Origin of the sequence: Desulfonema magnum (assembly GCF_017377395.1) — a bacterium.
Taxonomy (GTDB): Bacteria; Desulfobacterota; Desulfobacteria; order Desulfobacterales; family 4be13; genus Desulfonema_C; species Desulfonema_C magnum.
The window spans coordinates 6,540,214-6,565,303 of record NZ_CP061800.1 but is presented as its reverse complement, the minus strand read 5'-3'; the positions used below and the strand labels follow the sequence as shown (position 1 = coordinate 6,565,303).

The window sequence follows — 25,090 nt, the reverse complement described above, 5'->3', positions numbered from 1 at the left end:
GTAGGCCGGGTCATTTTTTTTTAAATTTTTTTTTGCAAAAATTAAAAAAAATCTGATTATAACGGATTTAGGGGAGGGCCGACCAGGCCCTGTAAGGGCGGCATATTTGCGGGTGTGCCCCGGCTTTTACACAGGAACAGGTTTTATGTGTAAAAGGCGGGACGCATCCGTTTTTTTGCCACGAAGGCACGAAGGCGCAAAGTCTCACAAAGTCTCACAAAGTCTCTTTGTGCTTCCTTTGTGTCTTTGTGGCTGATTTTTTTTGGATAAAAGGCGGGACACATCCGTTTTTTTGCCATGAAGGCGCGAAGTCTCACGAAGTCTCTTTGTGCCTCCTTTGTGTCTTTGTGCCTTTGTGGCTGATTTTTTCGGATGTGTGAAAGGCGGGACACACCCATATTTGCAGCATTGGCCGGCCTCCCCTGAATCCGTTATAATCAGAAAAAAATGACCCGACTTACTGCTGATTACAACCGGGGAACCCCCGGGTTTCCCGGCTGTCCCGCGCACAGCCCGGAAACGTTTCGATCTGCTGATCGTCTGATTTATTTTTGTCGGCCATGCCAGGGGGCCAATCCGGCAGTATAATTCGCAAGAAACGTTCCCAGCTGGCCTATCTGATCTTCTGTCAGTTCTTCGAATTTTATGCCACATCGCTTTCTCACGATGGGAGAGTAGGTCAGCACATACTTCATCATATCATATACTATCCTGCATGAAACATCAGTCAGACGGAATCCTCCTCCGATAAAGAATATCTCTGCCCTCAGAAAGTCTTTGACCAGATTTTCACTGTTATTTTTATCCCTTATATAGTTGACCAAATATTCAAAAGACAGCCCCCCTCTGCTTATGTCTCCGATTTTCCCGATTTTAGGTTTGCTGACACCCACTGAAACAAATGCCTCTTCCCGCACTAAGAAGCGGGTTGATCTTCTCCGTTCGCGTCTCATTTTTCACCTCCTTGATTTTTCCTGCTTTCAGGAGGAATTTCGGCATCCATGTTCCGTTCCGAAGTTTAAGTACCTGGGCAAAAGCTTTCTGCATATTTTTCTATAAATAAATGTGGAAAAATTTATGAACAGACACTTGGTTTCCGAAGGTGAGGAACAGGGGATACTTCTGTCATTTTCGAGAAAGCGAGGACCTGATTTGTTTTGCTTTTTAAACTCGCCATATTTTCTGCTTTGTCTCCTTTCAAAAATAAAATTATTTTTGCACCCAAAGCCCCGGGTTTCTGAGTATCAGAAATAGCGATTTTTGATGCAGGTACATTACAAAACCGGTATTTCACATAAGTGCCTGTCCGTACAATTTCCCAATATTTTTGTTCAGGTCATGCCCGTTTATATGAAAGTGTCAGGTGTCAGGTGTTAAGTGTTAGGGATTTCCCCAAAAATAAAATACCCGGTGCAGGGTGGGCGGAACGAAGCGCAACCCACCGCACAAGGTGGGTTGCGCTTCGTTCCGCCCACCCTACATTTTTTGTATTGGGTATATTATTTATTTCGAGTTCCCTTAGTAAAAAACTGTAAGACTTTCATCGTTCGTTGTGACTGGCAACTCATGGCCGTTTATATAAATTTTTTATACCATATTAAAAATTACAAATATAGTATTTAGATTTAGGTATGTCCTGGCACGAAAGTTGCATACAGAGGCGGCCTCCGGGATTCCGAACGGACGAATGAAATTTTCAGGCCCGGAAACGGCTTTTTTTCCGGGACAACCTTCCCATGCAAAAATCATGCCGGGACATACCTAAATCTAAGTACTATAGGTTACAAATTTGAAAAAAAAAAAAAAAAAAAATGAAAATTTTATGGACAGCATTTCGGACCGTTTTTGTGACTTATAAGCTTTAAGATAATGTCTGTCACTCCGGAATGCAAATCACTGCTTTGTGAAAAGCCATCGCTGTCAGTGTTTCCGGCCGTGTATGCACAAGCGATTTGCACTCCGGACTGTTTTTTTCCTGATTATAACGGATTTAGGGGAGGCCGGTAAAGCCCATATGCATCAGGCTAAGAATGCGGGACGGCTGCCGGACGGGGTTTGCAACCCCGTCCGAAACGTTTGCAGGCGGCGATCCGGAAAATATTCCGGACGGGGTTGCAAACCCCGTCCGGCAAAATCAGAGTTAATAAAAACAGTAGGTTGTAATCTTAGCCTGATGCATATGCGGTAAAGCCCCGTGGGGGCGGCATATTTGCAGCATCCGTCATGCCGGGCCGGTAACGCTCCGTGAGGGCGGCATATTTGCAGAATGCTGCAAATCCGCCCTTACAGGGCCTGGCCGGGGGGCTGCGAACCTTGCCCCCCGCGGGGCTTGGCGATGCTACAAATATGCCGCCCTTACAGGGCCTGGTCAGCCTCCTCTAAATCCTTTATAATCAGGTGTTTTTCAGTATGTAAGGACACTGCATCTCCGATGCGGGGAATTTCGCATCCGACAAAAAATACGACAATGTGCTAAGGCGTTATAAAATCATAAATCCATCAGAATCAGTTTCGTCAGACATCAAAGGAAAGGGAGATAAGAAAGGGAAAAAAATCCTCTTCTTATCTGACTTCTCTGTTGTTTGGTTCTGAACACTCGATGATCAGGTTTTCTGACCCGGCTTGAACAAAAAAAACTTGAACATCGAGTAACAGAGAAAAACCTGATTACCGAAATTCAAACACGCTCTTAAAGGGAAAAGTCAATGGGGTGAAAATCGTATTCAGGAACAGAAAAATGCCCTTTAAATTACTGAGCGTCCTGGATACCAACCTCCTCAAATGTTTTGATTTCAATCAGGATGCGGGTTGCAGCGTCAATAAGCTCCATGGCAAGGGCCGCGCCGGTTCCTTCTCCCAGACGAAATTTCAAATCCAGCAGAGGGTACAGTTCCAAATGTTTCAGCATAAAGGCATGCCCCACTTCCACAGAATTATGGCCTGCAAAAAGATAGTTCCGGGCTGCCGGTGCCAGTTCGCAGGCAATCAGGGCTCCTGCGGTTGATATGAGACCGTCGCACACCACAGGAATGCCATATGCGGCCGCGGCGATAACCAGCCCTGCAAGTCCCCCGATTTCAAAGCCGCCCACTTTGGACAAAACATCAATGGGATCATTCGGATCAGGATTGTTCAATGCCAATCCTTTTTCAATCGCTGTAATTTTTCGTTTAAGACCGTCATCATCCACTCCTGTGCCTCTCCCTGCGAGTTCCGCCACGGAAAGTTTTGAATAGACAGCAATGATGGCAGTGGACGGGGTCGTGTTTCCGATCCCCATATCTCCTGTGCCGAGGATATGGACAGGTTCATTCTGTAAGAGTTCCTCCACAATTTCAATCCCAGCTTCAATGCTTTTTTTTGCTTCGTCCCTGGTCATGGCAGGTCCTCTGGCAAAATTTGAAGTTCCTTTACGCACTTTTTTGTGAAAAATTGGGAGGCTCGGGTCAAAATCACAGGCAACCCCGAGGTCGGCCACCTTAACTTCGGCACCGGCGTGACGGGCAAGGACATTGACAGACGCGCCCCATTTGACAAAATTATAAATCATCTGCGGGGTGACGTCCGAGGGAAACAGGCTGACGCCTTCCTCACAAATACCATGATCTCCGGCACAGGTGATAACCACTTTGTTTGCCAATTTTACATCCAACGTACTGAAGATGCCTGCGAGCCTTGCGCCCACATCCTCCAGTATGCCCAGGCTTCCGGAAGGACGTGCCTGATTTCGCAGTCTTTCTTTTGCAGCCTCATACACTTCCTTATCAGGTGCTTTTATGTTTTGAATGGTCTTTTCCAGAAGATTCATTCGTATTCCTTTCTATGAGAAATTTCTTATATTTTTTATTGTATGATAAACTCAGTAAATCGAAAAGTTTGCGGAATATGAGGCAAAGAAACCCGGCTTTTTTTCCAAGACGGGTCGCTCCCCCCGCGGAAAAAGCCGGGTTTCTCCCCCGTTCGCCCTGTGACAGCCCGAAAACTTTTCGATCTGCTGAAACTATGAAATCCGAGGGCAGAAAACTTTCCCACTTTTGTATATGATTTCTGCCGGCCATATATGATTTTGTGTAAAGTCCTGAGAACAGGCCGATAATATTAGTTGTCCGGACATCCGCCCCCCCCTTACCGATGACAAAACGAACTTGATTATCGAGTATAACTATCCGATCTTTTCATTAAAAATGAACATGATAATAGATGTTTTCCAGAGATAATTCAACACCGACAGATTTGATTTTAACCACCTCGTTTAAATTCTCAAATTCTTCCAATTCCCATTTGTCTTCTTTGTTTTTGAAAAAATTTTCAACAGAATAACCATACTGATCAATCAGAATGTAATTGCGTAATGAGCTGATTTTACGATATGCTTTGAACTTGGACCCTCTGTCATAATCTGCTGTGGATTCGGACAAAACTTCGACAATAACCACCGGATTGACAATTATATCATCATGATCCGCGATAAATTCAATATCCCCGCACACCACGCTTATGTCAGGGTAAGTATAATGCTGCAATTCATCTGCCTGAACTTTTATATCGCTTGGGAATACAACACAGTCGGAACCCCGCAGGGCAGTATTTAAAGCGGTGATCACATCCGACACAATAAGATTATGATTCACCGAAGCCCCGGACATGGCAAAAATATCCCCTTGATAATATTCACTTTTATATTCGGAAGTCTGTTCCATTTTGAAATATTCTTCAGGTGAGATCATCTTTTTTTCAGGTTGCAACATTATGAAATCTCCTTTTGTCTCAGCAACAGGTTCAAAGTGGAGTGATGAAAATGTCACAAACCCGGCTGATAATTGCGATCCCATTTTTATTCCGCAAATTTTTTATGACTTAAAAATCAGGCAGTTAAAAAATGCGGGGAACAAAAACGGGATCAGCTTTTTCAGAGCTTTGGAAACATTTTCATCACCCCGGGTTCAAAGCCTTTTGCGTCCTGTCGGATTCCGTTATATTTTTAACTTGTTTAAGATATCCGGCAGTCATAGGTTCTGAATAAATTGTTTTTAATTCTTTGTAAAATATTTCATAACTTCCTCTTTTTAAAGTTTAAACAAAAATGCAGTTCAGATGTTCAGCCACATCTGTGCTATGACTCATGAATTCATTACTAAAGCACGCTTTTTGTAAAATTGCAAATTTTATCTGAGTCGTTTCTGTTCCGAGCCAGTTTACTGAAATCTCTCAAACTTCGCTAACTTTATGCAGACTTGCATTCAGCCTCTCTTATATCCCCGTTGAAAAAATCAACTTGACCTTTCTCCCAGTGTTTTCTATTATTAAAATAATTTTTTTCCAAAAAATCAGCATTATTTTTTTTATCGGTAAAAGCGTTTCTGTTTTTTAAAATGACACGATAAACGGATATCGCGTTCAGTTTCTTCTGAATACAGAATGTTAAAGGAGGCAACATCATGACAAGTCATATAAAATCATCACTTTTAGTTGCGGTTATTTCGGCGTTCTGCCTTATAATCGGCTGCACCGCCACCACCCGCACCGTTTCAACAGACGAGGCCCTTCATTATGATGAGGCTTATGATTTCTCGGACAAGAAAACCATTGTGAAAAACCTTGTTGAACCGCTCCTTGCCACCTCCCCGCTCTCAGGGACAACAGAGCCGCCGGTCATTATTATCTATGGAATTGCAAACCGGACATCAGAACATATTGACACCAGCGGCATCACAGATGATATTCGGGAAGCCCTGTTAAAAGCAGGAAAATTCAGGTTCATCAATGAAACCCAGCGGGGGAATATTGCCACAGAAACAGATTATCAGTACAACAGCGGCGCTGTTTCACCTGAAACAAGAATTGAGCGGGCGCGCCAGGCCGGTGCCAAATATATGCTGACCGGCACGCTGCGTTCCATTGAAAAAGAAGAGCCGCGCCAGGTAAGACTCAAGAAAAAATCTCTCAGATATTACAGCCTTCATCTTGAACTCACAGATATCAAAACCAGTCTGATATCATGGGCGCACAGCGTGGAACTTGCCAGAGAAGCTTCAAGACCAATCATCGGGTGGTAGCCGTGTCCTGTCATCTGCCTTACAAAACTAATTGTTTTTTTTCAAAAGACCTGATTGCGTGGGTATGTATTGCCGCGCTCTGGGGATCGGTTGTTTTTTTTGCAGGATGCACAGCCGCCCCCCTTATGAACGCCAGAAAAGAATTCTACAGCAATGACCCTCTGAAAGCGGCCGATTCCCTCTCTGAACTCAGGGATTTTCCCAGCAATGACAAGCTTCTGCTTTTCATGGAAAAAGGGCTGATTCAGCATCATCTGGGACGATATGAAGAAAGCATAAATGAATTTTTTAAGGCTTCAAAACTGATTGAAGAGCAGGAGACCATCAGCCTCTCCCGACAGAGCCTTTCCCTTGTGACAACCGACTGGATAACGCAATATAAAGGGGAATACAGTGAGCGTCTGTGGGTTCATACCTATCTGATGATGAACTTCCTGCTGCTTCACAAATATGAGAGCGCGCTTGTGGAGGCAAAAAAGGCGCTGAAGGTGCTGGAAAAACATCCTGAGTCACTTGCTGATGATTATTTTACAAGGGCTCTGATCGCGCTCTGTTATGAAAACCTCGGCCAGACAAATGACGCTTACATTGAGTATAAGAAACTCGCGGGCCTCATGCATAGCCCTTATCCGGTTGCAGGGGAACTTTACCGCCTGGGATCACAGCTGGGTTTTACCAAAGAGGCTGAACATTACAAGAAGGTTATTCCAAAATCCCAGTTTGCTTTGCTGAAAAAAAAACCGGCCGGGGAACTGATTTTGTTTGTGGGTGTGGGAACAGGCCCTGTAAAAGTTTCAGACGACATCATTGCCCCAGCTTCAATCCGTTTTTCCTTTCCCCGGTACGAGTCCCGGGGATTTTCAGACGCACAGATCATCGTGTCTGACTCAGGGCAGCGTTTACCTGCCGTGTCTGTCACAACGAGTATTGACAAAGTGGCAAGTGCGTCGTTACAGGCCAGGGCGTCAAAAATTGTCGTAAAGGAAACCGCCAGAGCCGCGATTAAGGAAGCAATGGCTCAGGCCGTGGAACACAAGAACGAGTCCGTTATCGGGGTTCTGCTGCGGGCAGCGTTATTTCTCATGGAAGAAGCTGACACCCGATGCTGGGAAACCCTTCCTGCGTCATTGAAATTAATCAGATTACGAATACTCAGACCCGGAAAGCACCATTTTAAAGTTACCGTTGTCCGAGGCCGGGGGATTGTTGAAGAAATAACGCTGCCGGAAATCAGTGTTTCTTCCGGCCGGAAAATTTATCATTCCATACGGGTGAACAATTAAACCGGCCAGGAAGAGGAATTCGGTCGGGCAAAGGCGTGAGCGGACGCTTCCGAAATCAGCCTGGGGAATCAGCCTGGGGTCTTTCCCTGTGTTTCGGCCCCAAAATAGGGGTATTAATGACCAGGGCAGACAGATCATCGGATCGGCGTATATCCAGTTTGAAGGCTTTCTGATCAATTTCAAAATAATGGGAGATAACCTCCATGATGTCCCGATGCAGACTGTTGAGCGTGTCATCGGAGACTTCCAGCTTGTCATATATCAGTGCAAATTTAAGTCGCTGTTTTGCCACATCTTTGCTATCGGTTTTATTGCCTCTGACCTTCCGAAAAAAATCACTGAACATGAAGCCTCCTTATTTACCGATCCCCAGCTTGTTGCCAATCTTTTTCCAAAAGTGCCCCTGGGCCTGGGGAACCTCAATGGGAAGATCGGTCATGCCGTTGAGCCGCATGGCAATACGTTGAAAAGCTTCGCCTGCTCTGGACCTTTTTTGCAAAACAAGCGGTATGCCCGTGTTGGATGATATGACCACCTGATCATCCATCGGTACCAGCCCGATAAGTTCGACAGACAGGACATCCACCATATCAAGATGACTCAGCATATCGCCTCTTTTTACCATTTCAGGAACGATCCGGTTGACCACCAGCTTGGGGGTGATGGAACGTGCGTACAGAAGACCGATCACCCGGTCCGCGTCTCGTACGGACGCCACTTCCGGGGTACAGATCACAATGGCCTCGTCTGCTGCTGCCACGGAATTTTCAAACCCCCGCTCGATTCCCGCTGGACAATCCATCAGGACAAAGTCGAATTGTTTGCGAAGTTCTTCACCAAACTGCACCATTTCCTTGGGGGTCAGAACCCCCTTGTTATCACTTTGTGAGGCAGGAATGAGGAAAAGATTGTCTATTCTCCTGTCCTTGATCGCGGCCTGTTTCAGCTTGCATTTGCCCTTTACCGCATCAACAATATTAAAAATTATTCGGTTTTCCAGTCCCATCACCACATCCAGATTTCTGAGACCGATATCCATATCTATGACAACAACCCGTTTTCCCTCCAAAGCAATTGCTGCGCCGAGACAGGCTGTGGCTGTGGTCTTGCCTACGCCCCCTTTGCCTGAAGTGATGACAATTGTTCTACCCTCCAAATTACACCTCTCAACCTCATCATTAGTCATTGGTCACTGACCAAATCACAAATCATAAACCTTCTTTAACGTACCTGGGGCCATGGCAAACGCCCAAAGGGATCTGCTTCCAGATAGTCTTCCACTACAATGGTACCATTTTCCACATGGGCGAATTCAGCAAGTTTTTCAGGAGAAGGGGGAAGACCCGCAGCCACAATTTTTCCAATTTGTATTTGAATGGGCTGAAAATCAAGGGCCAGCACGATGACCTCCTCATTGTCAGGCTGGCCTGCAATTGCTGTGCCGCGCAAAGTTCCCATAATAAAAATATCCCCTCCCGCCAGCACTTCCGCACCCGGGTTCACATCTCCCAATATCAGAAGATGGTTTTTAGCTGTCACCTTCTGGCCCGCCCGCACCCGCCCTGTCAGCATAAGAACATCGCTGTGATAGCGGCCCCAGGAACATTCCATATCTTGTTTCCGTCTCCGTTCTTCCGATGGTAGTTGCTTTACAGGAGGTCTTGAAACTGACCCGACAGCAAAGGTTTCTTTTAAAAACTTTCCCAATTTTTCAACTAATTCCTCATGGCCCTCCAATTCTCCCACATCGAGAATAACCTTCGCATTGACGGCCAAGTGCTTCATTCGTTTAAAGAGCCTGTGTAACTCTTTCTGTAAATAATCAATCGGCTGGGAAGGATCCAAGGTAATGCACAAGCTGTTTCCCATTCCTTTTATCCGCACCGGTGTCTTATCCTGATTCATTTTTTTCATATGTAAAAATAAATTATAAAAAAAATAACATATCATGTCAATATTTTCATTGAGATGTGTCGAACACCTATAAAAAATGCTCAGTTCGAATTGGCAAATTCGAACCGACTCTGCCGGGAAATCCTGCCAGGCGTATTATGAATCAGTTGATCGCCGGACTGGATCTGAAAGCCTGTCCGAAATTTTCACATAGCAGGGCTGAGGGAAATATCCCGGACGGAATTGCAAACTTTGTTTTATAAATAACAGGATATTAAAAACAACAGAATATAATTTTAATCTGATACATGCGGGTTTGCAACCCCGGCCGGCAGAGCTTTGTCAGTCCAAACATAACATTTTCTGCTGATATTGAAAAATAGAAAATATGAATGCGTTGTTATATGTGGCTTCTTTAATCTGTTGAAATGGTTTATCCCGATTTAGGAAAACAGAAACAGTCAAGATCCGGAACTAAAAATCACAGAAAGTGTTCAAATCAGAAAATCCCCTATTTAATTTCCATTCAATTTGTGATAAAAATCCTGATAAAACTTTTTTTGCTGTTTTATCGCTCTGCTTTCTGAAAAATCTCAGGCGGGCTAAAAAGAACAGACAGTATGCGTATGCACTGTGCGCGTATATGGGGCATGACTCATTACAATAATATGAAAAGACATGAACGATATAAAACAATATGAGATACTGCTGATTGATGATGACAGAATTACTCTCCGGGGTGTCTGCGCAAATCTTGAACTTGAGGGATATGGTGTCACAATAGCTGACAGCGGAGCATCAGCTATCAGGATAATAAACAAAAAAAATTTTGATCTGGTGATAACGGATCTGGTCATGTATCCGATTGACGGAATTGAGGTATTAAAAAAGGTAAAAGAGATCAATCCTGAGACCGTGGTCATCATTTTCACGGCCCATGCGGATATATCTTCTGCAATTGATGCAATCAGGTTTGATGCTGATGACTATCTGACCAAACCTTATGAAGTGGATGAATTATATTTCAAAGTTGCCAACTGTCTCCAAAAACTGGAATATCGAAGAAAAATGAAAGCCACGGAGAAGGCCCTCCGGGAGAGTGAGAAAAATTTCCGGGCCTTGGCGGAAAATGCAAATGACGGCATTCTTATTGCTGTCAGCAAAACAAGACATGTTTATGTCAACAAACGACTCAGCCAGATTACGGGATACAGTACTTCCGAACTGCTGAAAATTGATATCAGAAAACTGGTTTCCCCTGATAATTTCAAAAAAATAAACGAAAACAACAAAAAAAGACTGGAAGGAAAAAGTGTTCCCATAAGCTATGAGATTAATATTCTCCATAAAAAAGGGACAACCGTGCCGGCAGAGGTGACAGAAGCCAGAACTGTCTGGCAGGGACAGTCTGCTTTTTTAGCTTTTATCCGGGATATTACAGAGCGCAGACATGCAAATGAGAAACTCAGGATAAAAGACAGTGCAATAGAATCATCCATCAATGCCATTGCCTTTCTTGATTTTCAAAATAATCTGACTTATGTCAACAGGTCTTTCCTTGAATTATTGGGATATGATGACGTTGAAGAAGTTTTAGGACGATCTGCGACCGAATTTTTACAGGATAAAAAGACATTTTCGATAAAAGTAAAAAAATTATACAAAAAAGGAAGTTGGATAGGTGAATTGGTTGTCACGAGAAAAGACGAATCTGTGTTTTATGCCCAGATATCAGCAAGCATTGTCACTGATGTGGCTGACGAACCTGTTTTAATCATGCTCTCATTTATTGATATCTCAGAAAACAAACGAATGGAAGAAGCCTTGCGAAAATCTAACGAGGAATTGGAACGCAGGGTTAAAGAGCGTACTTTAAAACTCGTGGCTGCTGCAAATGAATTGGAACGAAGGCAGAGAGAACTTTTATATCATAAATCTGAGTTGGAAAAGGTCAATGAGGAGTTGCTGGAAACAAACAGGGCGCTGACTGTTTTGGCAAGGAACATAGAAAGAAAAAAAGAAGAAGTGAAAAAAAGAATCGCCCTGACTATCAGTTCCAGAATCATGCCCATCTTAGAAAAAATTAAAAAAGACAAATCGCTTAAACCTAAAAATCGTGAAACAGAATTGGATATATTATCTGCCCATCTTCATGAATTAACTTCGGATTTGGCAGACGGTAATGATATCATCTTTTCTCTTTCTTCCAGTGAGCTGCGGGTCGCCACAATGATAAAGAACGGTCTGACAAGCAGACAAATTGCCAGTCAGCTGAATATTTCTTTACTGACCGTCAAAAGCCATCGAAAGAATATCCGAAAAAAATTGGGTATTCAGAATTGTGACATCAATCTGGCTGCCTATCTCAAAGCAAAAGCTTAACACTCGGTAATCCAATTTTTTTCTGTCATTCCCAATTTTTTTCTGTCATTCCCAATTTTTTTCTGTCATTCCCAATTTTTTTCTGTCATTCCCGCGAAAGCAGGAATGACAGATTTTTTGGGTGTGTCCCACCTTTTACACAAGGACAGGTTTTATGTGTGAAAGGCGGGACACATCCGGTTTTTTTGCCACGAAGGCACGAAGCCACAAAGTCTCACGAAGTCTCTTTGCGGTTCCTCTGTGTCTCTGTGGCTGATTTTTTCGGATAAAAGGCGGGACACGCCCGTTTTTTCTGCCGCGAAGACACGAAGTCTCTTTGTGTCTTTGTGTCTTTGTGGCTAATTTTTTCGGATGTGTAAAAGGTGGGACACACCCGATTTTTTGTTCGATCCAGGCTAAAAACTTGATTATCGAGTTAACAGGAAATTCTGTATTATAAATTATTTTATTTTTAAGTATATTATAATGATAATGGGGATATCATCTCCCCTTTTTATCCCCCCTTTATCCCCCCTTTATCCCCCCTGAAAACCCTCCTTGACGGTTAAAAAAATCTCTTTTAACATCATTTACTTGAAAGAGTTCGAACCAGCTGTGTTCCTAATTTCCGGCTCGGAAACATCCATGAAGCAAAGCCCCGGTTTGCGTGTCCGACCGACCAACCTCCTCGAAATCGCGTGTATGTCAGAGGAAGTATGTCCTTAGGTTGTAACTTATTTCGTTGTCACTCGATCATCAGGTTTTTTTGATCTGATTCGGCCGGAAAGCCTGTCATTCCGTTCGACTGAGCTCACACCGAAGCCTGCGAAAACAGAAATCTGTTTCCGGCCGAGGCCTCGGTTCCGGAAGCAGCGGATTCCTGCTTTTGCAAAAGTCTCAGTCAGACGGAATGACGGAAAAAAATTTGATTATCAAGTATCAGCAGATCGAAAAGTTTCCGGACTGTGCGCTGGGCAGCAAAGAAACCCGGCTTTTTTCCCGGGACAGGGCACTCCCCCGCGGGAAAAAGCCGGGTTTCTTCCCCGTCCGCCATGTTCGCTCTGTGACAGCCCGAAAACTTTTCGATCTGCTGAGTATCATAAATTTTTCAGAAAAGTCGAACAGCTGAATAGTCACATGATAAAAAAATTTACCTGGATTTAACAGACTCATTGAAAAAATAAATTCATATCGGAGTTAAACGATGATCGCACATGAACGAAGAAAATATTCTCGTTTTTTAGCCCAGGACGATACTTTTGTTGCTCTCGGACGCGATTTTAGCAAAGTTGGTAAAATCAAAGATATAAGCATGGGGGGACTGGCATTCGAATATATTTCCGATGAAAAAATGAAAAATACTGATGACTCAGTATTAGATATCTTCCTGTCCGAACACGAATTTCATATATCCAAAGTACCATGCGAAGTTGTGTATGACATGCCGATACGCGAACCCGATATAACCTTTTTGTTCATTAAAACTTTTATAATGAACCGGTGCGGGGTGAAATTTGGAACACTCACGGAACATCATAGGAGGCAATTAAAATTTTTTCTTAAAAATTATACCCTCAACTTATTAAGATATTCCTATGAAACATCAGGTGCGGAGCAAAGATTCAGTTTTTAGAACGATTAAAAAATTTGGAAGTCCTGCACAGGCAGTGATGAATGAGATTCAGTGTCCTGATAAATAGGGGGACTGAACGCTACCTTTGCAGGACTACCTAAGTTTCTTCTGTCATTCTGTCCGACTGAGTTCACGCCGAAAATCTCAGTCAAACGGAATGACAGGCTTTTTGTCCGAATCGGATCAGAAAACCTGATCATAAAGTGAAAAGGAATTTCAAAAATTAAGGAGGATGTTATGAAAAGAAAAAGAAATTATATGAAAAAATATTTAATTGGGACAGTTACGCTCATATTAATATCATGTTCTCTCGTGATGGGGGCGACATTTCATGTTCCGGGCGGAGATATCCTTAACAGCCCGGTCGGTCTCATCCCTTTAAATTTAGGAAATGGCAATGGTGACGGATTTTCCATACATTCAGAACTGCTTCTTTTAGGTTTCGGGCTGGTCGGTCTTTCAGGATTTATGCGGAGGCTTAAAAAGGTAAGAAAAGAACAAGCAGAATAAAACATGACCCGTCCTTACATATTTCGGGTTTCCGAGAGTTTGGAAATTCCCGAACAGTATGCAACAGACTTTATCACCCGATGTTCAAGTTTTTTTTGTCATTCCGTTCGACTGAGTTCACGCCGAAGCCTGCGAAAGCAGGAATGACAAGCTTTTTGTCGAATCGGGTTAAAAAATTTGATCATCGAGTTATCAGAAACAGGGAATACCAAACTGTAAGTTTGGCACTCCGGCTCCCTGACTGCTTTGCTCTGTTTTTGCTCTCCTTTTGAGTTAATCATTTGATATTAAATAATATAATAGCATCAGGTCATATATCATGATTTCTCAGAAAAGTGTCGGAAAACTTTACATAAATAATATAGATGCTCAAAATAACAGATAATATTATCAACAAGTCATTGTGGGATTGCCTAAAGCGATAAAACCCACTTGACTTATTGTAATAAAAAGATATAAATAAATATTGAATAGCATCATTTCAGCAGATTTTCTGAAACTCTGATAAAAAAATGTAAATTTTTCCGACACCTCCCCGACTGATTTTCCAACCTCTTTTTATCTCCAAAAATTGATTTCCTTTTAATCTGAGATCATTAAAGGCTTTTTGAAACAAAAAAAATATGTCAGTAAATTTTACACCCCACAATAACATATAACTTTTTTTATTAGCATAATTTTAAGCCTGTATTCAGAATAAAAAAATACAAATAAATATTATTTAATAATATAAATATATTATTGGATTTTATTTTGACATGCCAATTTGAAATATCAATATTATATAATAGCTGGCATCATAGTTGCATTAGAAATAAGCAAGGTTTTTCTAATACAGTTCTTAAAAAAACAACAGGAAAAAAAGGAGGAGACAGAAAATTTAAACTAATAAAGGCAACTGATGAGGAATTAAGGTAAGACGATCTTTTAATATTATTATTTAACTTTCAGGAGGTATTGAAAATGAAAAAAATTACAACTTCTTTGTTTTTTGCAATTTTAATGGCTTTTTTGATGGTCGGCAATGCAATGGCATTCACCGTTCCGGGTAGCAGCTACGGAGATGAACCTTCACTTCAGGATATTTTTGACGACGTAGTAACCGGTGGAAATCTGGATGCTGTAAATGACCAGTCGAATGTCGAAACATGGATGATAGCCGAGGCATTGGTTGATTCATACTTGGTCACCACATACAAAAACGACAACGGCATTTTGGGTATTTATTCAACCGATACCGGTGCGAAGTATTTTTTACAAAATCCTGATAAGAAAGACCAGGCAAGCTTTGGCATCAATGATACAGGCGCTCTTTATGTTAATGGAAAATTGAAAGACGAGAATTTTGGAGACGGCTTTGGTTTTTTCTGGAGGAACAAAGACGCCAGCCCCAAACTGACATCCTATACCGAGGATAGTAAAAATAAATCAGGTACGGGTTACGGAAGTAATAACGACGTGCTGGCGCTGACCTTTCTGGTTAAAGAGGGGCTTTCTGTGAAAACTCAGCTCAATGATGGAACGACCGTAGATGCGGAGGGCAACAACGACTGGATTCTCGCTTTTGAAGATGTGGCAAGCTCTGCCAGCGGTGACGGAGATTTCAACGATGCAGTGTTTTATGTGGAAGATATGAAACCTACTCCCGAACCCGCCACAATGCTTCTCTTAAGCGTCGGCATGATCGGACTGGTTGCGATGAGAAGAAAGTTTAATAAGAAAAGCTAAACCTTTTAAGCATTATATCTGATGTAATTCAGGGGGCGGTTCTCAGAACCGCCCTTTTTTTATGCCAATTTATTTTTTGCAGGTTGAATCTTGACAAATGATTACTCAGTCAGAAGAGGAGTAAAAAAATAATTATCCGAATGCTGAGTAATTATCAATAACACCCGGAATCAGCGATTATCATCGCCTTCATTTTAAGCCTCGGACAGGCTTCTGTCCATGTCATACCTCACTTGGAAAACTCCTGAAACCCGGAGAAGTCTCAGAACAGATTGTCCAAAAGTAGAATATTGCTACCCCTGAATACTCTCTCCGCCCCATTGATTTATTTTTATAATCCATATATTTTAAAGTTTCTGAGCAGAAAATGTAAATTAATATCCAAATAAGAATCATTGTCCGCGGGCGGTGATTCAGCGTGAAGATGGTCATGGATTTATAAAAACAATCCGGTAAATTACTGCCAGATTGGAGGCTCTTGTCCCGTAAGGGATTTATAACAATCGCCTGGTAAGCCATTACCGGGTTTGATTAATCAACAAAGAGCGTATCTGCTGCGAGTTAAAGGAGTGCCAAAGTTATACTTTGGCATTTATTTCGAACATACATTTCTTATACTCCCAGATTCGCCAATAAGGAAAAGGAGTAGTGAATATCATGCAGAATGATTATTCAGCAATCCCGAACCCGCCAATGAATTTGGTAAACGCGCCCTTGCCCCAGGTCGCAATTTATTGGGACTTTGAAAACATCCATGCTGCTGTTTTAGAGGAAAAAGAAGGAGAAGGGACCTATCACAGAGTGTTCAACGACCCTCAGGAACCGGTGGTGAATGTCGGCGCTGTGATTCGTTACGCCTCAACCCTGGGTACAATCGCCATTAACCGGGCTTATGCGAACTGGGAGCGTTTTGGCAATTATCGCCTTGCTCTTCTGGAGCATTCCATTGATCTGATTCAGATATTTCCCCCTGGCCGAAAGCTTAAAAACGGAGCGGATATTCGTTTGGCAATAGATGTCATTCAGGACATTCAGAATTTTCCGCATATTAAAATAGTCGTGGTTGTCAGCGGCGATAGCGATTACATCGCTCTGGTTCAGAGATGCAAACAGATGGGACGGGATATTTTCGGTGTCGGTGTCCAGCGGGCTGCCAGCCAGTATCTCATCAAATCATGCAACGCATTTAAATTCTATCACACACTGTTGGATGATGCCCGGCAGCTGCTTGTGAACACGCTTCATACGCTTCTTACAGATGAGGAAAAAACGAATGTTCTCAAAGCGAGATTACGTCCTGCAATGACAAGAATGGACCCGACATTTGATGAAAAAAGCTACGGATTTTCATCATTTGTTGAATTTCTCAACGAATGTCAGGACCTCGTCTCCATCAGCCCGGGTGAGAATGATCACCTGATTTCCCTTTCTGAAAAAGGCAGCAGGCTTGTAGATGTGGAAAAAACAGGATTAGGCAGATTGATGATCCTTGAAAAGAAAAAAATGGAAATGATTGAAGAGGACGACGAGGAGGACGAAATACTTGATGAGTTTCTCTCCCGAAATATAAATGTTGTTTAAATGTTCAGACTGATTTTCTTGCCATAACAATACCCCATCTGAGAAACTGATTTTTAAAAAAATTTATAGCTTCTTATTGTCGGGGATGAACCTTTTTCGATGATGGTATCGGACGGACTGAGAGATTATCAGAAGGAGTTGCACAAAGTTTCATAAATCCGGAGTGCAAAAATAGAGCGAAGCGGTTTTTTGCATAACGTTCCGTAAATCCGGCCCGGAGTGCAAAAATAGAGCGAAGCGGTTTTTTGCATAACGTTCCGTAAATCCGGCCCGGAGTGCAAAAATAGAGCGAAGCGGTTTTTTGCATAACGTTCCGTAAATCCGGCCCGGAGTGCAAAAATAGAGCGAAGCGGTTTTTTGCATAACGTTCCGTAAATCCGGCCCGGAGTGCAAAAATAGAGCGAAGCGGTTTTTTGCATAACGTTTCGTAAATCCGGCCCGGAGTGCAAAAATAGAGCGAAGCGGTTTTTTGCATAACGTTCCGTAAATCCGGCCCGGAGTGCAAAAATAGAGCGAAGCGGTTTTTTGCATAACGTTCCGTAAATCCGGCCCGGAGTGCAAAAATAGAGCGAAGCGCTTTTTTGCATAACGTTCCGTAAATCCGGCCCGGAGTGCAAAAATAGAGCGAAGCGGTTTTTTGCATAACGTTCCGTAAATCCGGCCCGGAGTGCAAAAATAGAGCGAAGCGGTTTTTTGCATAACGTTCCGTAAATCCGGCCCGGAGTGCAAAAATAGAGCGAAGCGGTTTTTTGCATAACGTTCCGTAAATCCGGCCCGGAGTGCAAAAATAGAGCGAAGCGGTTTTTTGCATAACGTTCCGTAAATCCGGCCCGGAGTGCAAAAATAGAGCGAAGCGGTTTTTTGCATAACGTTCCGTAAATCCGGCCCGGAGTGCAAAAATAGAGCGAAGCGGTTTTTTGCATAACGTTCCGTAAATCCGGCCCGGAGTGCAAAAATAGAGCGAAGCGGTTTTTTGCATAACGTTCCGTAAATCCGGCCCGGAGTGCAAAAATAGAGCGAAGCGGTTTTTTGCATAACGTTCCGTAAATCCGGCCCGGAGTGCAAAAATAGAGCGAAGCGGTTTTTTGCATAACGTTCCGTAAATCCGGCCCGGAGTGCAAAAATAGAGCGAAGCGGTTTTTTGCATAACGTTCCGTAAATCCGGCCCGGAGTGCAAAAATAGAGCGAAGCGCTTTTTTGCATAACATTCTGGAAAAAATTTTCGATCTAATACCTGACCAAATAAGTTTTGACGAGTGGAAATTTTCAAAAATCCTTTTGAAAAAGAGGGTTACAGAATCCGAAATCCTCCATAATTTATTTGGTCAGACATTAGTGATGATGTATCAGACTTGCTTCGCTTCATCAGACTGAATCCCATTCATGATTACCTGTTCAGCAACCCTGCCCAATTTTTTTCCCCTGTTGACTATTACTTTTTAAACAGATATAAACAGCATATCCGAAAAGTTTGAAATGCCGCGTTCAGGCAGTCCTCTGTCTGGCAGATAAGACTCTGATTTTACCTTGATTGCCCGGGGGCTGAATTTCGAACAAGCAGAAATGTTTGATCTGCTGATAAACAATGTTCTGTTTCAGATTAACTGATTTTTAATTATTCAAAGAAAAGGGGAATAAAAATGAGTCACCACCATGATCATGATCATCATGACCATCACCATCATGACCATCACCATCATCACCATGAACATCAGAGTGAGTTGTCTTTTGAAGAAAAAATGACCAAGCTGCTTGAACATTGGGTAAACCACAATGACGATCATGCACAGAATTACAGGGACTGGGCTGAAAAAGCAAATGAGAATAATATGGCGAAAGTTTCTGATTTACTAAAAGACGCTGCGGATATGACACTGGAAATAAGCAAGAAGTTTGAACAAGCAACGGAAATTATGAAAAGCAAGTAATCAACTTTCCATGATTTTTGTGCTTCTCTTGTTTCTACGCTTTTTTCGTTCTCACGCCCCTGCGTGGGAACGCATAGATATTTTGTCTTTGCAGTTTTTGTGCCGGGTTCCCGTGGCAAATCTACACGGATTAATGATAAACAGGGATTTCACGCATGAACAGCGGAAAAATCCCTGCTTATCACTAATCCATGTAGATGAAGATGAAATCTCCGAACCCTGATTCGTCTGATGAAAGGTTTTTCATGATTTCTGTGCCAGTTCGGACTGATCTCGGAAGCCCCGCGGGGCTGATAGGGCGATATAACTTCTGTTAATCCTTTAATCAGGGTTCGGACAAAGGCCACAGACTTACAGACAGGAATACAGATGTTCAGGCACGCTTTTTGCCTCTTGCAAGGGGAGAAATGAGAGATGCTCATTTTCAGTGCGAACTTATCTTATTCCGTTAGCATTCATGTCTTTCTGATATTTTTTGTCCATCATGCCAATATGGTTCTTCAGCCAGTCAGTGAGAAGCACTGATATGCCGACACTCAGAAACGCGGCCTGTCCCTTGTCAGCTTCTGCTTTGTATTTTTTGACTGCTGCTGTAAAATATTCATGCGCTTTTTTATGTTCATTAAGCCCAGGATATCTGATTTTCTCCATTAATTTTTCTTCTTCTCTGAAGTGATATTTTGTGTAGTCATCCAATTCGCTGATTATGCCGGATATAACTCCTTTTGCCTTTCCATTTTTCATTGCATCATGTAATTTGTTCACAAGGCTGATGAGCTTCCGATGATGGCTGTCCAGAACAGCAACGCCTACGCTGAAGTCTTTTTTCCATTCAATTAACGGCATTTTTACCTCCCCGATTTCGTTTTTTTGAAAATTCCTGATGATAACGAATTCAGGGGAAGGTCTGGCAGCCCCTCCCCTGAATTCGTTATTATCAGGGAAATAAGTACCCGATCAAAAGTTTTTTATACATCTTTTTTTGTGAACTGCGGAGAAACCCGGCTTTTTCCGTCACGGGCGGCGGCTCATTCCGGTAAAAAAGCCGGGTTTCTTCCCCGGGCAAATATTGAAAACTTATGGTCAGATACTTATTTCTGTTTTGCTGACCCAAAATCAGCAGATTGAAAAGTTTTCAGACTCTCACAGCGCGGACACGAGACACGGGGGAGAAACCCAGTTTTTTCCAGCCGGGGAGGTGCCCCGTCCGGGAAAAACCCCCGGGTTTCTCTGCTGTCCCTCATTCTGTCCGGAAACTTCTCGATCTGCTGAAAATAAATTAAAATCAGAATTTCCAACAAAATTTTGATCCGCTGATGCTGCTGTTTATTCTGAGATATTTTTCAGATTCCCCACACAATTATTTTTTCATGAAACAGGATAAAAAATCAATAGGGTGAAAAGTGTATTCCGAGGGGCTGAAAAGCGTATTCAAAACAGTTTAATGTGATGAATTCAACAGACTGAACTGACAATAAAAAATGTTTTGAACATGTTTAATGACAAAAATAATCCCATAACAGCAAAGAAAAACGCATCCTTGTCATGGCTGTCCGGTAAAAGACTTGTGCGCTTTGCCCGATGCGTACAGGGAGGCTGGCTCGCTAATTCTGATTAAAGTCCGAGTTTGTCTGCAATTCCTGACATGGCCTCAAGGCTGATGGCTACAAATTCATTTAGCGGAACCCCTATTTTTTCACATTCCATAATTCTCTCCCGACTGACAGCCCGGGCAAAATGCGGGGTCTTCATCCGCTTTGTCACAGATTTTGTTTTTACGCTGGCAATTTTCTTATCAGGATACACAAGAGCAGTCGCCACAATTAAGCCTGTGATGGTCTCCGCACAGGTGAGCGCATGTTCAAACACCGTTGACCGATCAAGGCCCAGTCCCTCGGCATTGTGTTTTTTTATCACATCTGAGAGAAGGGGAGACACACCTTTTTCATCAAGAATTTTAGCTGTCTCAGCCCCGTGAAGGGAAGCATCCTCACCAGTTATTTCATAATCAAGATCATGAAGCAGACCGGCAAGGCCCCACATGTCCGGGTCTTCATTAAATTTTGTTGCCAGCGCACGCATAATGGCCTCGGACGCGACACAATGCGAAATCAGTTTTTCGTTTTTCAGATGTTCTTTTAAAAGCGACATGGCCTCATCCCGTGTTATTCCCGGATCATTTGACATATTAACATCTCCTTTTAAATTTTTAAAATTTAAACAAATAATTAAATATTATCAAACAGGTATGCAAAACACAAGTATTTTTCAAATTCTTCTCTGTTTAACAGATGCAGGTTGGGTTGTTTTTTTGCCCAGAGGCGCAGACAGTTTTGTTGGAAGGGATTTACAACATTCATTCCTCATGTTTCTTTAATACATTTCGGTTTTGTCAGTCCGACTGGAGTAGCAGACTCCGGAAAATTTCAACAAATTCGGAATTTCGCTGTACGCTGACACGTCAGGGAATGCTTTTTTTCTGACAGGGCGGCATCTGCTCGCTCTGAGAATTCTGAAAGAGGCTTGACTTTTGAACATATTTATGATCTAAATATCGGCATCAGCAGTGGATTGCCGGGCTGTTTTCAGTTGTTCCTCCGGGATTGAACCCTCAGAGGGAGAATCCGTACCGTTTTTCTGAATATCTGAGACCGGAGCGGAGTCCCGAAGAGCGGACAGGTCTTCAAAATCCGAATACTCACCGTTAGTTAACAAACTGATTCAGGATATTATGCGTTCTTATATACGGAATCGGAACACCGCTAGCTATGAAACTTCCAAATTATGAAAAAGCTGTTGTCCCCTAAAGCTAAACGTACTGATTATCTTTTTATAATTAAAAAAATCCTGATTATAACGGATTTAGGGGAGGGCCGACCAGGCCCTGTAAGGGCGGCATATTTGCGGGTGTGCCCCGGCTTTTACACAGGAACAGGTTTTATGTGTAAAAGGCGGGACGCATCCGTTTTTTTGCCACGAAGGCACGAAGGCGCAAAGTCTCACAAAGTCTCACAAAGTCTCTTTGTGCTTCCTTTGTGTCTTTGTGGCTGATTTTTTGGGATAAAAGGCGGGACACATCCGTTTTTTTGCCACGAAGGCGCGAAGTCTCACGAAGTCTCTTTGTGCCTCCTTTGTGTCTTTGTGCCTTTGTGGCTGATTTTTTCGGATGTGTGAAAGGCGGGACACACCCATATTTGCAGCATTGGCCGGCCTCCCCTGAATCCGTTATAATCAGTAAAAATTTAATCACGGTTTTATGAAAAGATCAAGCATTAAGTGCTTTGTAACGGTTTCCGCGTCCCGCTCGTTGTCAATCAGACGGTGGGTTACGCTGCGCTTCACCCACCCTACAAGCACTCACAACTTCCAAATTCCCCCCTTGCAGACTTCCCCCTTGTGTTTTAATCTTTTCCGGTGTATAAAATTTCCATGATCTGCATAGCGATAGCAATTATCGGCCGGTGTCCCAAATCTGGATATTATGATGTGGCATATCAGCCTTATAAATTCAAATCGTTACAGGCTTCATATCCGGAACTCGGACATTACCAGAGATCAGTAACATTCCAAAACGGGGATATAAACCTTATAAATTCCTGAATTAACAAAGTGAATATTGACGGATATTCAAATTCGGAACACCACCAATATTTAAAAATAAAGAAATAACCGGATAATGGGTATTGTATTATCTCAATCCTTAAAATACATTGAAAAGAGGAGAAGAAAATCATGCTTTCCATCAGAGGTGTTTATGACGGCAGGGAAATAAAACCCTTGGAGAATATCAGATCAGAACCGAATGTGAAAGTAATCATCACATTTTTAGATGACGACTCTCCGCTAACCGATAAAAAAACAGAGAGATTTATTTCTCTGAGCGGAACATGGGAAGATGACCGTTCCGCCGAGGAAATTGTGAGGGATATTTATGAAAGCCGGACTCTCGGAAAGGAGAATGTCGGACTGTGACATATTTATGGGATACGGACACCTGCGTATATTTCCTCAACGGAAATGAAAAAGTTACCCGGAAAGCAAGGGACACAAGTGCGGACAATATCTGTACGACGATGATCACAATTGCCGAACTGAAATTCGGTGCTTTCAACTCATCAAAAGTGTCATCAAATCTGAGGCGCATAGAAGAATTACAAAGCTGTCTGACCGTCTTGGATGAGATGAATGATGAAATAACAACAATCTTCGGCAAAAACAAGGCAATGTTAAAAAAGCAGGGTATCACGATAGGCGATTTTGATTTGCTGATAGCCAGTTTTGCAATTTATAACAATCTGATTGTCGTTACAAACAACACATCCCATTTTGGCTGTATCCGGAATGTGAGGACAGAAAACTGGGTCAGATAACCAGATTGGTGACGGTATCTCTGACGGCGCACAGCAATCATCTGCCTTGTCAGCACATTCGCATACTACAAAGCGGAGTCCCCGAAGCCCCAGTACAGTCCATCCTTCTTGATCAAATGTCCGGAACATGTTAAGGACAAGGGTAGGTGAAGCGGAGCGTAACCCACCATTTTCCGGAGAGGGTCATCATTCCTGACAATGACGGTGGGTTGCGCTGCGCTTCACCTACCCTACAACTACTTCCGATTTCCTGACAGGCTTATGGTGAGAAACTGTCCGGGAAATTTTATCATCTGATTTCATGTGTCTGCCCTTCGGATACAGGGAGCCTGCTTATATGGGAAAATACAAATTTAAAAATGTACGACATGCAAACAGCATCATGATCCGTTTTATCCAGGAAGAGCGGAAAGGAAATGACGGGAACATCACAAGTGATCTTTACAGGGAAGCAGTAAAATATGTCATTCAGCACAAGCATGAGGACCCGGTCATCGAAGCCGCATTGGATCAGACCTTTGGTGCGCTTTTTGACGAGCTTGTAAACACAGAGTAAATATTTTTTACGGAGGTGCGGGATGAACGAAAATCAGCAATTGGTGATGGTAAAGGAAGGGCGTCCGGTGACAACATCTCTGAGCGTGGCTGAAAAGTTCAAAAAAGAACATAGGAATGTTCTCAGGGATATTCGGAATCTTATTGATATGGATAAAAACACTGAGCTCAGATTTGAGCTCAGTGAATATAAAGATTCCACAGGCCGTCCTCTTCCCATATATATAATGGATCGGGATGCTTTTTCGATTCTGACAATGGGCTTCACAGGCAAAAAGGCATTCCGATGGAAATTGGATTATATCGCCGCTTTCAATGCAATGGAAGCCCGTCTGTGTCAGCAGGCAGAGTCGAAAGCTACGGGTGAGGTGACAGGAGAGAGATTCGACCTGAGCGTGAAAAGATTTGAAGTTGCTCTGAAAGCTGCAAAAATGATGGGCATCACAGACAACCGGCAGGCAAGACTGACAGCGAACAAAATTACAACAGACACCACCGGCGTGGATCTGATGGGAATTGTCATGGGTGCCCGTCCTCGGACTGCCGAATCCGAACGAACAGGAACTCTGCCGCCGAATGAGGAAGATGAGATTCTGACCGCCTTCGTCATCGCCTGGCGGGAGAAGTACGGCGATAAGGAGGTCGGCACCCGCGATCTGTATCAGTTGCTTGCTGACACGAAAATATCCCTGAATCTCGGTACCGGAAGCAAGCGAAGTCAGAAAATCAGGCTCGGCAATCTGCTGTCAGGAATGAGTGACCGGGAGATCGGGGGCTGTCGTATCATTGCCGCGGGCAAGCGCGGGAATGTCCGGGTCTGGAAGCTGAAATCTGCTGAAACCAGGCCGCAGATGTAGCAGATGTAGGGTGGGTGAAGCGGAGCGCAACCCACCGTAAATGGTGGGTTACGCTCCGCTTCACCCACCCTACAACTATTACAACCACTCACAACTTCCAAATTCTCCCCTTGCAAACTTCCCCCTTGTGTTTTATAATCTTTTTTGGTGTACATATCGGCATATGGGAAAAGGCCGGACTTCCGAATTCGTCAGAGGACTTTGATCTGCCGAACATATAGATTTTAAGAAAAGTGGGTGTGTCCTGGGGTGATGAAAATGTTTCCAAGGCTCTGAAAAAGCTGATCCCGTTTTTGTTCCCCTCATTTTTTAACTGCCTGATTTTTAAGTCATAA

At 43.0% G+C, this 25,090-nt stretch carries 22 protein-coding genes; 13 read left to right on the top strand and 9 right to left on the bottom strand.

The window, feature by feature from the left end:
- Positions 1-545 precede the first annotated feature (545 nt).
- Positions 546-953 (bottom strand): PilZ domain-containing protein, encoded by a 408-nt coding sequence (locus tag dnm_RS25130; RefSeq protein WP_207679636.1) that lies wholly within the window; start codon positions 951-953, stop codon positions 546-548.
- 1,306 nt (positions 954-2,259) lie between these two features.
- On the opposite strand from dnm_RS25130, the gene dnm_RS31395 reads away from it, so the two are divergent.
- Entirely contained in the window at positions 2,260-2,382 is a 123-nt protein-coding gene (locus dnm_RS31395) for a hypothetical protein (RefSeq protein ID WP_276571828.1), read from the top strand.
- Positions 2,383-2,749: 367 nt separating this feature from the next.
- Here dnm_RS31395 and cobT read toward each other — a convergent pair whose 3' ends face one another.
- Both cobT and dnm_RS25120 read right to left on the bottom strand, forming a co-directional pair.
- Positions 2,750-3,808 (bottom strand): nicotinate-nucleotide--dimethylbenzimidazole phosphoribosyltransferase, encoded by a 1,059-nt coding sequence (cobT, locus tag dnm_RS25125; protein ID WP_207679635.1) that lies wholly within the window; start codon positions 3,806-3,808, stop codon positions 2,750-2,752.
- Between the two features lie 370 nt (positions 3,809-4,178).
- Complete coding sequence (locus dnm_RS25120) at positions 4,179-4,748, bottom strand: Uma2 family endonuclease (protein ID WP_207679634.1); 570 nt, start codon at positions 4,746-4,748, stop codon at positions 4,179-4,181.
- A gap of 690 nt (positions 4,749-5,438) precedes the next feature.
- Here dnm_RS25120 and dnm_RS25115 point away from each other — a divergent pair.
- A complete protein-coding gene (locus dnm_RS25115) occupies positions 5,439-6,056 on the top strand; it encodes a penicillin-binding protein activator LpoB (protein WP_207679633.1) in 618 nt (205 codons plus the stop codon).
- Positions 5,999-7,339 carry a COG3014 family protein gene (locus tag dnm_RS25110; RefSeq protein ID WP_207679632.1) on the top strand — a complete coding sequence of 447 codons (1,341 nt, stop codon included), beginning with the start codon at positions 5,999-6,001 and terminating at the stop codon, positions 7,337-7,339. The genes dnm_RS25115 and dnm_RS25110 overlap by 58 nt, the downstream gene beginning before the upstream one ends.
- Positions 7,340-7,394: 55 nt before the next feature.
- Here dnm_RS25110 and minE read toward each other — a convergent pair whose 3' ends face one another.
- The 3 genes from minE to dnm_RS25095 form a co-directional block, all read right to left on the bottom strand.
- A complete protein-coding gene (gene minE / locus dnm_RS25105; RefSeq protein ID WP_207679631.1) occupies positions 7,395-7,685 on the bottom strand; it encodes a cell division topological specificity factor MinE in 291 nt (96 codons plus the stop codon).
- Between the two features lie 9 nt (positions 7,686-7,694).
- Complete coding sequence (gene minD, locus dnm_RS25100; RefSeq protein ID WP_207679630.1) at positions 7,695-8,495, bottom strand: septum site-determining protein MinD; 801 nt, start codon at positions 8,493-8,495, stop codon at positions 7,695-7,697.
- A gap of 65 nt (positions 8,496-8,560) precedes the next feature.
- Complete coding sequence (locus dnm_RS25095; RefSeq protein WP_246556085.1) at positions 8,561-9,208, bottom strand: septum site-determining protein MinC; 648 nt, start codon at positions 9,206-9,208, stop codon at positions 8,561-8,563.
- A gap of 702 nt (positions 9,209-9,910) precedes the next feature.
- Between dnm_RS25095 and dnm_RS25090 the strand changes: the two genes are divergently transcribed.
- The 5 genes from dnm_RS25090 (at position 9,911) to dnm_RS25070 (ending at position 17,045) form a co-directional block, all read left to right on the top strand.
- Positions 9,911-11,614: a PAS domain S-box protein gene (locus dnm_RS25090; protein WP_207679628.1), complete on the top strand. Its 1,704-nt coding sequence runs from the start codon at positions 9,911-9,913 to the stop codon at positions 11,612-11,614.
- 1,183 nt (positions 11,615-12,797) lie between these two features.
- Entirely contained in the window at positions 12,798-13,226 is a 429-nt protein-coding gene (locus dnm_RS25085; RefSeq protein ID WP_207679627.1) for a PilZ domain-containing protein, read from the top strand.
- 237 nt (positions 13,227-13,463) lie between these two features.
- Positions 13,464-13,736: a hypothetical protein gene (locus dnm_RS25080; protein WP_207679626.1), complete on the top strand. Its 273-nt coding sequence runs from the start codon at positions 13,464-13,466 to the stop codon at positions 13,734-13,736.
- 963 nt (positions 13,737-14,699) lie between these two features.
- The gene (locus dnm_RS25075; RefSeq protein WP_207679625.1) at positions 14,700-15,464 is read left to right on the top strand and encodes a DUF4114 domain-containing protein; all 765 of its coding nucleotides are present in this window, start codon (positions 14,700-14,702) and stop codon (positions 15,462-15,464) included.
- Positions 15,465-16,121: 657 nt separating this feature from the next.
- On the top strand, positions 16,122-17,045 hold the full coding sequence (locus dnm_RS25070) for an NYN domain-containing protein (RefSeq protein ID WP_207679624.1): 924 nt from the start codon (positions 16,122-16,124) through the stop codon (positions 17,043-17,045).
- A 150-nt stretch (positions 17,046-17,195) separates the two neighbouring features.
- Here the strand turns inward: dnm_RS25070 and dnm_RS25065 are convergent, their stop codons facing one another.
- On the bottom strand, positions 17,196-18,248 hold the full coding sequence (locus dnm_RS25065) for a hypothetical protein (protein ID WP_207679623.1): 1,053 nt from the start codon (positions 18,246-18,248) through the stop codon (positions 17,196-17,198).
- 437 nt (positions 18,249-18,685) lie between these two features.
- On the opposite strand from dnm_RS25065, the gene dnm_RS25060 reads away from it, so the two are divergent.
- Complete coding sequence (locus dnm_RS25060; protein WP_207679622.1) at positions 18,686-18,973, top strand: DUF8180 domain-containing protein; 288 nt, start codon at positions 18,686-18,688, stop codon at positions 18,971-18,973.
- A 435-nt stretch (positions 18,974-19,408) separates the two neighbouring features.
- On the opposite strand, the gene dnm_RS25055 is transcribed toward dnm_RS25060, so the two are convergent.
- Both dnm_RS25055 and dnm_RS25050 read right to left on the bottom strand, forming a co-directional pair.
- Positions 19,409-19,819, bottom strand: coding sequence for a bacteriohemerythrin (locus tag dnm_RS25055; protein WP_207679621.1), 411 nt, complete (start codon positions 19,817-19,819; stop codon positions 19,409-19,411).
- A gap of 768 nt (positions 19,820-20,587) precedes the next feature.
- The gene (locus tag dnm_RS25050) at positions 20,588-21,160 is read right to left on the bottom strand and encodes an HDIG domain-containing metalloprotein (protein ID WP_207679620.1); all 573 of its coding nucleotides are present in this window, start codon (positions 21,158-21,160) and stop codon (positions 20,588-20,590) included.
- A 1,545-nt stretch (positions 21,161-22,705) separates the two neighbouring features.
- On the opposite strand from dnm_RS25050, the gene dnm_RS25045 reads away from it, so the two are divergent.
- From dnm_RS25045 to dnm_RS25030, 4 genes are all read left to right on the top strand, one after another.
- Positions 22,706-22,945, top strand: coding sequence for a hypothetical protein (locus dnm_RS25045; RefSeq protein WP_207679619.1), 240 nt, complete (start codon positions 22,706-22,708; stop codon positions 22,943-22,945).
- Complete coding sequence (locus dnm_RS25040; protein WP_207679618.1) at positions 22,942-23,343, top strand: PIN domain-containing protein; 402 nt, start codon at positions 22,942-22,944, stop codon at positions 23,341-23,343. The genes dnm_RS25045 and dnm_RS25040 overlap by 4 nt, the downstream gene beginning before the upstream one ends.
- A 337-nt stretch (positions 23,344-23,680) precedes the next feature.
- Complete coding sequence (locus dnm_RS25035; protein ID WP_207679617.1) at positions 23,681-23,899, top strand: hypothetical protein; 219 nt, start codon at positions 23,681-23,683, stop codon at positions 23,897-23,899.
- Between the two features lie 22 nt (positions 23,900-23,921).
- Positions 23,922-24,755 (top strand): Rha family transcriptional regulator, encoded by an 834-nt coding sequence (locus dnm_RS25030; RefSeq protein WP_207679616.1) that lies wholly within the window; start codon positions 23,922-23,924, stop codon positions 24,753-24,755.
- Positions 24,756-25,090 lie beyond the last annotated feature (335 nt).